General features: G+C 43.5%; 16 protein-coding genes and 1 pseudogene. 7 read left to right on the top strand and 10 right to left on the bottom strand.

Features of this window, described 5'->3' with window-relative positions:
• Positions 1–388 precede the first annotated feature (388 nt).
• Positions 389–1,000: an immunity protein Imm33 domain-containing protein gene (locus AC51G0_RS27970; protein WP_496302820.1), complete on the bottom strand. Its 612-nt coding sequence runs from the start codon at positions 998–1,000 to the stop codon at positions 389–391.
• 194 nt (positions 1,001–1,194) lie between these two features.
• Here AC51G0_RS27970 and AC51G0_RS27965 point away from each other — a divergent pair, with 194 nt between their 5' ends.
• From AC51G0_RS27965 to AC51G0_RS27955, 3 genes are all read left to right on the top strand, one after another.
• Positions 1,195–1,416, top strand: coding sequence for a TA system antitoxin ParD family protein (locus AC51G0_RS27965; protein WP_496302819.1), 222 nt, complete (start codon positions 1,195–1,197; stop codon positions 1,414–1,416).
• On the top strand, positions 1,409–1,699 hold the full coding sequence (locus AC51G0_RS27960) for a type II toxin-antitoxin system RelE/ParE family toxin (protein ID WP_128786665.1): 291 nt from the start codon (positions 1,409–1,411) through the stop codon (positions 1,697–1,699). Before AC51G0_RS27965 ends, AC51G0_RS27960 begins: the two co-directional genes overlap by 8 nt.
• 340 nt (positions 1,700–2,039) lie before the next feature.
• Complete coding sequence (locus AC51G0_RS27955) at positions 2,040–2,990, top strand: IS110 family RNA-guided transposase (RefSeq protein ID WP_496302816.1); 951 nt, start codon at positions 2,040–2,042, stop codon at positions 2,988–2,990.
• A 62-nt stretch (positions 2,991–3,052) separates the two neighbouring features.
• Here the strand turns inward: AC51G0_RS27955 and AC51G0_RS27950 are convergent, their stop codons facing one another.
• Both AC51G0_RS27950 and AC51G0_RS27945 read right to left on the bottom strand, forming a co-directional pair.
• On the bottom strand, positions 3,053–3,610 hold the full coding sequence (locus AC51G0_RS27950) for a hypothetical protein (RefSeq protein WP_496302818.1): 558 nt from the start codon (positions 3,608–3,610) through the stop codon (positions 3,053–3,055).
• A 139-nt stretch (positions 3,611–3,749) separates the two neighbouring features.
• Positions 3,750–4,232 (bottom strand): hypothetical protein, encoded by a 483-nt coding sequence (locus tag AC51G0_RS27945; protein ID WP_496302817.1) that lies wholly within the window; start codon positions 4,230–4,232, stop codon positions 3,750–3,752.
• Positions 4,233–4,615: 383 nt separating this feature from the next.
• On the opposite strand from AC51G0_RS27945, the gene AC51G0_RS27940 reads away from it, so the two are divergent.
• Positions 4,616–5,566 (top strand): IS110 family RNA-guided transposase, encoded by a 951-nt coding sequence (locus AC51G0_RS27940; RefSeq protein WP_496302816.1) that lies wholly within the window; start codon positions 4,616–4,618, stop codon positions 5,564–5,566.
• Between the two features lie 46 nt (positions 5,567–5,612).
• On the opposite strand, the gene AC51G0_RS27935 is transcribed toward AC51G0_RS27940, so the two are convergent.
• Positions 5,613–5,954 (bottom strand): hypothetical protein, encoded by a 342-nt coding sequence (locus AC51G0_RS27935; RefSeq protein WP_496302815.1) that lies wholly within the window; start codon positions 5,952–5,954, stop codon positions 5,613–5,615.
• Between the two features lie 389 nt (positions 5,955–6,343).
• On the opposite strand from AC51G0_RS27935, the gene AC51G0_RS27930 reads away from it, so the two are divergent.
• The gene (locus AC51G0_RS27930) at positions 6,344–6,718 is read left to right on the top strand and encodes an IS110 family transposase (RefSeq protein ID WP_496302814.1); all 375 of its coding nucleotides are present in this window, start codon (positions 6,344–6,346) and stop codon (positions 6,716–6,718) included.
• A gap of 4 nt (positions 6,719–6,722) precedes the next feature.
• On the opposite strand, the gene tnpC is transcribed toward AC51G0_RS27930, so the two are convergent.
• The 3 genes from tnpC to tnpA all read right to left on the bottom strand — a co-directional run bounded on the left by tnpC (position 6,723) and on the right by tnpA (position 8,947).
• Positions 6,723–8,222 carry an IS66 family transposase gene (tnpC, locus tag AC51G0_RS27925; RefSeq protein ID WP_496301045.1) on the bottom strand — a complete coding sequence of 500 codons (1,500 nt, stop codon included), beginning with the start codon at positions 8,220–8,222 and terminating at the stop codon, positions 6,723–6,725.
• Between the two features lie 84 nt (positions 8,223–8,306).
• Positions 8,307–8,654: an IS66 family insertion sequence element accessory protein TnpB gene (gene tnpB, locus AC51G0_RS27920; RefSeq protein ID WP_128786309.1), complete on the bottom strand. Its 348-nt coding sequence runs from the start codon at positions 8,652–8,654 to the stop codon at positions 8,307–8,309.
• Positions 8,651–8,947, bottom strand: a complete 297-nt coding sequence (gene tnpA, locus AC51G0_RS27915) for an IS66 family insertion sequence element accessory protein TnpA (RefSeq protein WP_496301046.1) — start codon at positions 8,945–8,947, stop codon at positions 8,651–8,653. The genes tnpB and tnpA overlap by 4 nt, the downstream gene beginning before the upstream one ends.
• A gap of 136 nt (positions 8,948–9,083) precedes the next feature.
• Here tnpA and AC51G0_RS27910 point away from each other — a divergent pair.
• Positions 9,084–9,194, top strand: a pseudogene (locus AC51G0_RS27910) (hypothetical protein); the annotation flags it as partial.
• A gap of 372 nt (positions 9,195–9,566) precedes the next feature.
• Positions 9,567–10,010, top strand: a complete 444-nt coding sequence (locus AC51G0_RS27905) for a transposase (RefSeq protein ID WP_496304233.1) — start codon at positions 9,567–9,569, stop codon at positions 10,008–10,010.
• 52 nt (positions 10,011–10,062) lie between these two features.
• Here AC51G0_RS27905 and AC51G0_RS27900 read toward each other — a convergent pair whose 3' ends face one another.
• From AC51G0_RS27900 to AC51G0_RS27890, 3 genes are all read right to left on the bottom strand, one after another.
• On the bottom strand, positions 10,063–10,644 hold the full coding sequence (locus AC51G0_RS27900; protein ID WP_496302813.1) for a hypothetical protein: 582 nt from the start codon (positions 10,642–10,644) through the stop codon (positions 10,063–10,065).
• Positions 10,645–10,765: 121 nt separating this feature from the next.
• A complete protein-coding gene (locus AC51G0_RS27895) occupies positions 10,766–11,194 on the bottom strand; it encodes a VOC family protein (RefSeq protein ID WP_496302811.1) in 429 nt (142 codons plus the stop codon).
• A 139-nt stretch (positions 11,195–11,333) separates the two neighbouring features.
• Positions 11,334–12,029: a hypothetical protein gene (locus AC51G0_RS27890; protein ID WP_496302812.1), complete on the bottom strand. Its 696-nt coding sequence runs from the start codon at positions 12,027–12,029 to the stop codon at positions 11,334–11,336.
• Positions 12,030–12,051: the final 22 nt, after the last annotated feature.

The raw sequence follows: 12,051 nt of genomic DNA, 5'->3' as shown, positions 1-12,051 counted from the left end.
TTCCGATTCACTTTCAACGACTTGAGCCAAACCAACTTGCATGACAGCCTGATACGGACTGGATTGGCTGCTGCACCGAACTATTGGTTAAGACAAGCAATAACCCTTTCAAAGCAATGTAACAATGAAAACTCACTGCTGAATTGCCAGGGTAAAAGGCAACAAAGAAAACGACAACCTGCTGTTCTCTTAACTTTCAGGCAGCCTTTCGCTGAACGAATAGCCAGAGAAATCGTGGTATTGAACGATGAACCTTCTACCATTGAAGAACTTGGCTCTAAGGTGCATAACGCCGAACATAAGGTGCGCTACGATGAACCAATAAAGCACACCGAACTCCAAACCAAAACCGCCGAGTGTAACGCGTCACCTTGATGTTTTTATCTGCTTAATCCAGTTCGATAAAATTACCGTTTGTATCCTTGGCGAAAGCGACTCCAGCTTTATATTCAAGAAGTGCAATAAAACTATCATCTTCACGTAATACAGCACCTAAAGACACATATGAGGTATTTTTCGGGTCATCCATATACTCATCTGTTTCCGTGCCAGTTGTAATTCGCCAACCACTATCATCGTCATAATCCGGTTCCTCCCTGTACAGGTAACCAACAGGCTTTCCTTCATGGAGAATATTATTTGTAACGAAGCAGCGCTTAATATACTTGTCTGTAATTGACGGAACTGGGTCATCGATGTCTGTATCGATGATATGGCATGCCTGAAAATTGACTGGATCTTTGTACTTAAGGTCTTGGATATATTCAGGGTAATTGTCTAAATAACCAGAAAAGCCATATTCAGTTACGCTAGTGATTTCTACCCACATTCTTTCGGCCCTTGGGGCTTCCGGATCCTGAGAGTCAAACTCAAAAATTAGCTTAGCCTGATTTTCAGGGCGAAGCTTTAAAATCACTTCTTTTGAAGGCTTGTAAAACGTATACGGAAACTCATCAGCAATAGCTTGAGCATCTTCTAATTTCCAACTTTTTCTTACCACAATCCCTCCGATTTAGACAGCAGATAACGCCGGGCATAAGGTGCGCCAACGCTGAACTAACAAAACCAAATACACTTCATACCAAAACTGCCGAGTGTAACGCGTCACCTTGATGCCTTTGTTACAACCTCGATGCAACTTGCCTCATCTGTGGCGCATTGCTACAATCTAACTATACAGAAAGGAGATATTCTATGAGCACCTCAAGCGTTCGTTTAGATCAAGATCTTGTTGATAAAGCCGCCATCATGGCTAAAGCACTTAACCGAACTACCCCAAAACAAATTGAACATTGGGCTAAGATCGGTGAAATGATGGAAGATAACCCTGATTTACCGTATGAGTTCGTTAAGCAAGCAATTATAGCTAAAGCTGAGAAAGATGCTGGTAAATTAGAGAGTTACGACTTTGGCTAAGATTACACAAGTACTTCAAACACCAACATTCAAAAAGGCAGTTAAAAAGCTGCATGCTAACCAAAAGAAGGATCTGGATAATGCAATTAAAGCATTGATGGAAGATCCTCTTCTCGGTGAACAGAAAAAAGGTGATCTGTCATTTCTTCGTGTTCATAAGTTCAAAATGGTAAAGCAACTTACCCTACTTGGGTACAGCTATGAGGATGGAACAGTTATTCTCGAACTCATGGCTTTAGGCTCACACGAAAATTTTTACCGCGACGTAAAACGGTTCTACTAATTTTATAACCACTGAGCAGGAGAATGCCTTAGTGGTTGTAACGCCTGCAATAAGGTGCCCCACGACTCACCTACCAAGCTCACCGAACTCCATACCAAAACCGCCGAGTGTAACGGGTCACCTTGATTGCCTTGTATGGATAATAAAACCAACTTCAGGGTAAAGTGAGACCCAGGCTTTAGCTGCAACTAAAGCTTTCTATACAGCAGTTCGATTGATTGAAGGCTCCTCTGTCGAGAGACCGATAACAAACGTGAACGCTGCATAGGACTCCAAGCACCATACTCGAATAGTCTACTGGGTCTCGAACCCGCATTACGCAAGCAAGAGTTAGCTTATTATGAATACTGCAACGAATCAAAATATTAACGTCGGGGTCGATACCGGAAAATCTCAACTCGATATTTATATCCGACCACTCGATATCTTCTTCTCGGTTTCTAACGACGATAAAGGCATCAAACAGGCCATCAAAACTATTAAGCAGCACTCGCCGCAACGTGTCGTGATTGAAGCCACTGGCCGGTTAGAAATGCCCTTCATTATAGCCTGTGCCGACGCTAATATTCCTTACGTGATAGCCAATCCCGTTCATGTAAAACGCTTTGCCGGCGCCATCGGCCAGCGGGCTAAAACGGATAAGCTCGATGCCAAGCTCATTGCCCATTATGCCGAAGCTATAAAACCGGCACTAACCAGGCTAAAGCCTGAATCCATGCGGCTTATGGCGGATCTAGTTAGTCGAAGAAATCAGCTTCTCTCGATGCAAACCATGGAAAAAAATCGGCTCCAAATCATGCCCAAACAACTGGCTATGACCATCAAGCCCATCCTGACAGCATTCAAAAACCAGATCGAAAAAACCGAAAAGAAAGTTGTAGCGCTGATTGAAAGCTGCCCTGAATATCAGGCCAAAAATGACATACTACAAAGCATGCCCGGTATCGGAAAAATTGCCGCCGCTTCTATCATTAGCAACCTTCCCGAGCTCGGGTATATCACCAACAAGCAAGCCGCCGCCCTCGTCGGTGTCGCACCCATGAGTAGGGAAAGTGGTCGCTATAAAGGGCTCAGGAAAATACAAGGTGGTCGAGCCCAGGTCAGGACTGTTTTATACATGGCAATGATGTCTGCCATGCAATGTAACCCTGTATTCAAGAGCACCTATCAACGGCTCCTCGCTGAGGGAAAACCGAAAAAAGTTGCCATCATCGCCTGCGTCAGGAAGATGGTTATCATCTTAAATTCGATGCTAAGAGATGGCGTTTTATGGGATGCGAAAACAGTTTGAAATTATCTATTGACGCCATAGTCGTTTGTTAGCTGGCCCGATTATGATAAAGCTGATTTTGTTCATACTTCGTAGTGCTTTGCTATCAAGAATCGAACTACACCTCCCAAAAAAAGAACAAAGAAAACAATAGTAAAGCCGCTTTTCAATATCGTAAATACACTTGATAACATAACCACTATTTCTGATACATCTGGAAATGATTTAATCATTGATATAATTAAAATATTTTCACTATAGTCAAATAGCCCTACAGATATAGGAACAATCGAAAGATTCTGAACTTTAGGTACGTCAGTAGGTACTTTTTGATATAACCAAGTTAACAACAGTGAACAAGTGACAGCAAATAACCCTGGATATATGAAATCCAATGGTAGTTGAGTTGCCAGATATTCAGCTCTACCATCAGAGCCTAGTGCTTCAAGTAATGAAACCGCGTAATCTAGCGAATATCCTCCAGGGGATAAGTCAAAGAGCACCATATCGGGCGCAAAAGAAACGACAACTGGAATGGTATAAAGAAGCATTGTCAAATATACCAAGGTTGTTAATATAAATAATACCAACACCACTTTTCCCGTTGCGTACTTCTTAAGTAAACATCCAATTGTTTCCATGGCTATTGTTACTCCAGAATTAAATTAGGACAGCTAACGCCGAACATAAGTTGCGCCACACTGAACTCACCAAACGCGCCGAACCTCATACCAAAACCGCCGAGTAAAACGCGTCAACTTGATGTTTTTGTTATGTTCTTCAATCAACGTTTCTCTTCGATACTTCTGCCTCAAGGTACTTTAGTAGATCCTTTAGTACGTATATTCTGTTTGATAGAAATACACGGTCACATGCTACTAATGGTATGCCTATAGCTGCTACTACTACTGAAAAGTCCTTCATATCAATCAATCTGAAAAGTAAAATCGATGATGCCAAAAGTGCAGCATAGATGACGAGATATGAAATACGGGCTTCCAAAGCTGATATATGAGACTCAAGAGCCAAGATCCCTTCTTTCAATTTGGCAAGACTGATCGTAGCTACCGTTGAAGAAACAAGTTTTGATGCATCCACTGAAAATGAAAAATCACGTTCTGACAAGTTTAAAAATGCTTTAGCTCGAACTCTAGCCTTAGAAAAAGTTCGCTGCCTAAAGTTGGTAGCGGTATGTAAAACTTGATCTGAAGCTTGCTCTCTCAGCTCAGAAAAAGCTTTAATCAGGCTTTGTAACCAATCCATGTTTATCTCCAAATTGTTAATCAAGGTATTTCTCTGAGTTACTTGAGGCTAGCTTTAATATGTCAAGATAGTGAATAGAACATAACGCCTGCAATAAGGTGCCCCGCACTGAACTAACAAAGCACACCCAACTTCATACCAAAACCGCCGAGTGTAACGGGTCACCTTGATTGCTTGTATGGATAATAAAACCAACTTCAGGGTAAAGTGAGACCCAGGCTTTAGCTGCAACTAAAGCTTTCTATACAGCAGTTCGATTGATTGAAGGCTCCTCTGTCGAGAGACCGATAACAAACGTGAACGCTGCATAGGACTCCAAGCACCATACTCGAATAGTCTACTGGGTCTCGAACCCGCATTACGCAAGCAAGAGTTAGCTTATTATGAATACTGCAACGAATCAAAATATTAACGTCGGGGTCGATACCGGAAAATCTCAACTCGATATTTATATCCGACCACTCGATATCTTCTTCTCGGTTTCTAACGACGATAAAGGCATCAAACAGGCCATCAAAACTATTAAGCAGCACTCGCCGCAACGTGTCGTGATTGAAGCCACTGGCCGGTTAGAAATGCCCTTCATTATAGCCTGTGCCGACGCTAATATTCCTTACGTGATAGCCAATCCCGTTCATGTAAAACGCTTTGCCGGCGCCATCGGCCAGCGGGCTAAAACGGATAAGCTCGATGCCAAGCTCATTGCCCATTATGCCGAAGCTATAAAACCGGCACTAACCAGGCTAAAGCCTGAATCCATGCGGCTTATGGCGGATCTAGTTAGTCGAAGAAATCAGCTTCTCTCGATGCAAACCATGGAAAAAAATCGGCTCCAAATCATGCCCAAACAACTGGCTATGACCATCAAGCCCATCCTGACAGCATTCAAAAACCAGATCGAAAAAACCGAAAAGAAAGTTGTAGCGCTGATTGAAAGCTGCCCTGAATATCAGGCCAAAAATGACATACTACAAAGCATGCCCGGTATCGGAAAAATTGCCGCCGCTTCTATCATTAGCAACCTTCCCGAGCTCGGGTATATCACCAACAAGCAAGCCGCCGCCCTCGTCGGTGTCGCACCCATGAGTAGGGAAAGTGGTCGCTATAAAGGGCTCAGGAAAATACAAGGTGGTCGAGCCCAGGTCAGGACTGTTTTATACATGGCAATGATGTCTGCCATGCAATGTAACCCTGTATTCAAGAGCACCTATCAACGGCTCCTCGCTGAGGGAAAACCGAAAAAAGTTGCCATCATCGCCTGCGTCAGGAAGATGGTTATCATCTTAAATTCGATGCTAAGAGATGGCGTTTTATGGGATGCGAAAACAGTTTGAAATTATCTATTGACGCCATAGTCGTTTGTTAGCTGCTGCTTAAATGTCACACTCCTGCATTGACCCTTACAGAAGCATCAATAAACAATAACTCAATGTATCGATCATCAAGTGTATTAACTATCATAAGCAGCGAATCCTGAGTTTCTTGTACGCTTAGCAACAAGCTTGGTATCCCTAAATTATTTTCCAAATCTTCAAAGTTACTCGTACCACAGGTTCTACTTTGAGCAGCAGACCACTCGCTGACAATCACTTTGCATGGTTGCTCAATCCATTGGCCTCTATAACAGTACGCATCAAAGCCTATACTCAGAATTTTCTTTTTTGACTCATAGGTAAATGAATCAACAACTTGATCTGAAAAATCATAACTCTGTATTTTCATTTTTACCTACATACATCGCGTCCATTACAACCATCACCAAACACACGAAGTTAATTTGGCTTTTTGCAGCTAACGCCGAACATAAGGTGCGCCCCACCAAACTGACAAAGTGCACCGAACTTCATACCAAAACCGCCGAGTGTAACGCGTCACCTTGATGTTTTATAGTTGGACAGTCCTTTCCTTGTAGACCATATAAAGAAGGGATATGCACTGGCCTGTGACGAATAAGATTGCCCGTCACTTGATGACTATAACAATCCTTCCGCGCAGGCCAGCTGCTCACTGTCGATGAATACTCAGGGCACTTTCAGTCTGAACACTATAATGCCTTCACACGTCAGTCAGCATGCACATCACCACTTTTAATGTAGCAACTCGAGGTGATTATGTTAGTTTCTCAGCTCACAGATTCGTACATCCTCATTGGCCTTGATTGGGCCGATAAAAAGCATGATGTCTGCTACTATGACGGCGACAAATGTATCAATGATGTCATCAGCTCTAAGCCTGAACATATCCATGATTGGCTGCACCAACTTCACCAACATTTTGAGGAAAAAACACTCGTCATTGCCTATGAAAGTGGCAATGTGAGATTGCTTAACCAGCTCTGCCAATACAAGTTTGTCTGCCAGGTACCAATCCCACCCCAGCAGGTAAAACGCTATCGTGATACTTTCTCACCATCGGGAGCTAAAGACGATCCGACTGATGCAAAATTGATCCTCGATTTAATCCGTAAGCGCGCAGTTAACCAGTGAGGCCTTATTCGGCCTCGCTAAAGTCAACATTCCACGGCAGTAGATCTGATAGGTCTGCGCCAGGTACTCTCGTTGGCAGTACTCGGAACAGCTGCAAGAAGTAGTAGTAAGGATTGATGTCGTTGGCTCTGCATGTCATCACGATGCTATATAAATTCGCACTCGCCTCTGCGCCAGCAACTGATTTTGAGAACAACCAGTTTTTCCGGCCAGTGGTGAACGGCCTGATATCTCGCTCTGTCACATTGTTGTCGATGCTAATATTGCCATCTTCAAGGTAAGTGGTCAGCTTATCCCATTGGTTAAGCGTGTAGTTGATGGCTTTGCCTATCAGACTTTTTGGTAGCACTTTTTCTTGGCTCTCTTTCAGCCAAGTATGGAACTCAGCCAATATCGGTTTGGCCTTTTCTTGTCTATGTTGATGACGCTTATCTGCGCCCTGTGTTTTGCTCTGACTCTCCACGCCGTACAGTTTGCCGATGTACCCTAGGGCTTTTTCAGCACGCCCTGATTTCCCTTTCGGTTGTGCCTTTTGGGCATCTGTGAACTTGCGTCTGGCATGGGCCATACAGCCTGCCAAGGTGACTTGCTTTAGCCCTTCGTAAGCTTTATAGCCATCACATAATAAGTAGCCAGAGTAATCACCAAGAAAGCCTTTTGGACAAGTTTGAGCTCGACTCGGTTGGTAGTCATAGATAACCACTGGATTTGATGCGAACTCGCCACTGCGATAAACCCACATATACGATTTGCTTGTCGCTGCTCGATCTGGCTCATCAAGTACCTGTACGGTGGTTTCGTCGGCGCAGACAAGTGATTCATCCAGGAGATGCTGTTTCATCGCATCGACCAACACATTCACTTTGGCACCGAGCTGTACGCACCAGTTAGCGAGTGTTCCTCGGCTAATATCGATATCGGCACGTTTAAGAATATCGACCTGACGATAGAGTGGCAGTGCATCCACATATTTGGCGGTTGCCACTGCGGCCAGGGTTTCCGGGCTAGCGATACTTCTCGGTATCATACTGGCGGGTTTAGGCGCGGTGATTATCTGGCTTTGTAACGCTGTTTTCTCACATGTTCGACAGGCATATTTTGTCCGCTGATGACTGATCACACTGACTTTCTGTGGAATGATTTTCAGCTCTTCTGAAGTCTCGCTACCACTTTCATGCATAGCACCACCGCAACAGTCACAGTGCGGTGCATTCAGGGTATGAACGCGCGTTTCTCGCTCTAGTGTATCCGGCAGGGGTTTTCTGCCCTTTTTGTGGTGCTTGGGAGCTGGGTTGTTTTGTTGCTCCGCCTCATTGAAGGTGCCTTTGGGGTACTTCTCACTTTGAGATGCAAAGCGTTTGGATTTGCTAAGGTTGAGTTGTTCCGTGAGCAGTTGAACGGTGCTTTTTAGCTCAATGATTTCTTCAGCCTGCGCTTGTTTTTCTTGCTGAAGCTGTAGCAACATGGCTTTCAGTTGTTCTACATCATCAGGAAGTTCAGTCATTTTTCGTCACACTTATTTCAGTTGATGACGATAGAATGCCAGCTTTAAAAGATCACTCAACAGCAATGAGGCGATCAGTGACGATCACCTCACTTGTTTGCCGATTATCGGTTGGTGTGCCTTGGGGTTTTCAATGGTTAAGCCTGATAACAACCAGTTAAGTTGCTGTCGGGAGAGTTGAATATGGCCAGCGTAATTCGGTTTTGGCCATTTAAATCGCCCCTTTTCCAAGCGACGATAGTAGAGCCAGAACCCGTTGGTATCCCAGAATAAGATTTTGAGTTTGTCACGACCACGATTACAGAAAATGAACCAGGCTTCACTGAGCGGATCCATTTCCAGTACATCAGCGACAATGATTGAGAGGCCATCGATAGACTTGCGCATATCTGTAACGCCCGAGACGAGATAAATAGCGCCGCTGGGGATCATTGCAGTACCTGCAACCAGGTTTTGATTTGTGTCTGGGTTAGGTTCGCAGGCAGCTCCGCCTTAATACCATTAGGGAAATGCAAAGCGACAGTATCAGTGCCTATATCATCATTAATCACAATGGTGTGCGCGTGTTGCGATTCGTCGTTTTGTTCTGTTAGCTTCTTCAGCCAGTAATGAAAAGTCGGATAGCTAAGGTCGTTCACCTTGCAAAAAGCAGGAATAGAAAGTCCGCTTGCTGTTTGTTTTTCAATGACGCTCGTCCAATATTGTCGTTTTTCAGGTTGGTTCATAGTTCCTCCTTTGTTGTTGAGAAAACTATGAACGAGATCTAGTGATGTGGGAATGTGGGTTTAATTCGACGCTTACGTAAAACGCTATCGTGATACTTTCTCACCATCGGGAGCTAAAGACGATCCGACTGATGCAAAATTGATCCTCGATTTAATCCAGCGTCATGGCGATCATTTCAATGTGCTTAAACCAGAATCACCACAGGTCAGAGAGCTGACTGATCTTGTCGAGTTTAGACGCCGGCAAGTCAATCAAAGAGTGAAAATAACCAACAAAATCAGAACAGTATTAAAGCGATATTACCCTCAACCACTTGAGCTATTCGATGATATCGGCACGATCATTTTCTGTGACTTTCTGACTAAATGGCCTGAACCAGCCAAGGCAAAAACAACTCGCCGTGATGTACTGTTCCGCTTTTTTGAAAACCATAATTCTCGCTATCCGCAAGTCAATAAAGACCGTGTGGATGCCATAAAGTCATTGGTGCCACTCACTGATGACCAGGCGGTTATTCGTCCCTGCCGGTTGCTTTTAGCGTCACTGATTGGTGAGCTTCGCAACCTGCTTACCTCCATCGAACTGTTTGAGCAACGCATTAAAGTACTCACACGCAGTATGACCGATTATAAGTTGTTCAAGTCACTGCCAGGTGCAGGAGAAATTAACACAGCAAGGCTATTGGCGGCCCTCGGTACCAACAAAGATAAATATGCCAATGCCACCGAAATGCTCTGCCATGTCGGTGTTGCACCCGTGACCCAACGGTCAGGAAAATCATGCATTGTCCGCTGGCGCTTCCAATGCCCAACCTTCCTCAGGCAGACATTCGTTGAATGGGCTGGTCAAAGTATCCGTTCATCGGCATGGGCCAAAGCGTACTATCAAATACAGATAGAACGAGGCAAACATCACAATGCTGCGGTACGTGCATTGGCTTACAAATGGGGCCGCATTTTGTTCCGATGTTGGCAAGAAAACACCCTTTACGACGAAGCAAAGTACATCACGATGCTAGCAGAGAAAAAGTCACCAATAATCGGCTACTTAGCATCGAAATAAGGTGAATAAAATGTGGTCTATGGGACTTGACCGTCCACCTCAGGGCGTGTTGTTAGGCCAATTGTTCCAACGACCTGTACTCTAAAGGAATATCAGCGATTCGTTCTAAATAGTTTTTACCAACTAGTAAAGGAATATGAGCTATACCCAATTGGTCTTTCAAAGGCTCAGCCTCTCCCCACAGTACATGATTTTGAGGGCAATTTTTATCATAATACTTATGAATGCGAGAAGAAATCGTTGGGTCAATAATATAGTCTTTTCCGACTGTAACCCACACATGAATTGCTAAAGATCTTTTGTCAGATACATTTTCCCATTCGTTTATTAACTCAGATTTTGAAACATCATACTCTTGAGTTTTACCTATATGCACGTCTCCATAAGTTAACTCACATGGAATATTAAAGTGCTGGAGAATTTCAAATAATTTAGCAGCAACATTCATGCAATTATTACCCCAATCACCTTGTCCAAAGATATCTGTCAACATGTGAATCAGTTGGTTATCAGCAAGGTCTCGAAAGAAATCTACATTGTTGCGATTAATTGGAAACTGTTGACCAACCTTAGGTGATATACCCAGTTCCGTAGAGCTAACAATAGCTTGCTCAAATTGTTCTAAATAGTTCATTTCTTCTCCATTGGCATAACGCCGGGCATAAGGTGCGCCACGATGAACTCACCAAGCACACCGAACTCCAAACCAAAACCGCCGAGTGTAACGCGTCACCCTTGATGCCTTTGTTAGGGCTTTAATCGATGACTAAGCTCCCATCTTCGTTGAACTCCCAGCAATCGCCATAAGCCACTTCCCATAAATAACCATCTGGATCGGAGAAATAACCGCTGTAACCTCCCCAGAAAACGTCCTGGGCTGACTTCTCTACTTTACCACCCGACTTTTCTGCAAGTTGTAAGATTGCATCTACTTCGGATTTCTCTTTTGTATTATGTGCCAACGTGATTCCTGAAAACTCAGGGCGATTAGGTTTGAAACCAGGAGATACATCTTTTGCCAACTCATCGAAAGGATATAAGGCTAAGCAAACACCGCCTGTTTTGAAAAAAATGATACCGGAATCAGGCTTTCGCGATGTCGGGAAACCTAATGATGTATAGAATTCATAAGACTTTTCAAGATCGGATACACCCAAAGTGATGATGCTAATTCTTGGTTCCACTTGCCTAACTCCTTTATTTCATTGTTTATCGAGTCGTGAGCCCTAACGCCGGGCATAAGGTGCGCCACGACTAACTCACCAAGCCCATTAAACTCCAAACCAAAACCGCCGAGTGTAACGCGTCACCTTGATGCCTTTGTTAAGCATTTGTTTTCACCGCTGCATTTACAAAATGAACAAAATGCTGTTTACCAGTACGGTTACCATAAGCTTTAGAAACTCGGTTCCACCATGGCATCCCTGGATGAGGCGTACGTGTATACTTTATAGATTGCTCATCAAATTCTTTTACCAGATCACTACGTTTTGCATGACGCCACGCCAATGAACTTGTAAAGATGATTATTTCAGGTGAGATAGATTTAACCACTTGACCCACAACACTTTTACTAACATCTGAATCAAGCTGAGATACTTTAATTGACTTACCCGTGTGTTCTGCAGGACGCTGAAAGTAATTGAGAAATGCTATAGTACTGAATGCCGTAGATTGCTCGCAACAATTTGCATTACTTTCAAAAAGTGCTTTCTCTATGTTCCGATATATCGTTTTTGACTTAGACTTCCATTTGGTCTCAATACCATTTGAAATGATATTTCGAGTCTTAATCCATCCACTATCTTTTTTATCTGATACTGTTACACCACTATACCATTCTTGAGGGTCATGGTGATACGTACTGCCAACATCCAAATAGTGGCTTTCGCCAATAACTAAAATCTTTATTGTAGACGCAGCATATTCGCAACCAACCCAAGGTTTCATTTCTGGATAGATCTGATAATGGTCAACACTATCTAATGCTTCATCAAACTCATTTGAATAATACTTCATTTTGAGAGATTCCTTTTAATGC

The sequence above is a fragment of the Photobacterium sp. HL06 genome, from assembly GCF_059552575.1.
This window is presented reverse-complemented; position numbering and strand designations above follow the sequence as displayed.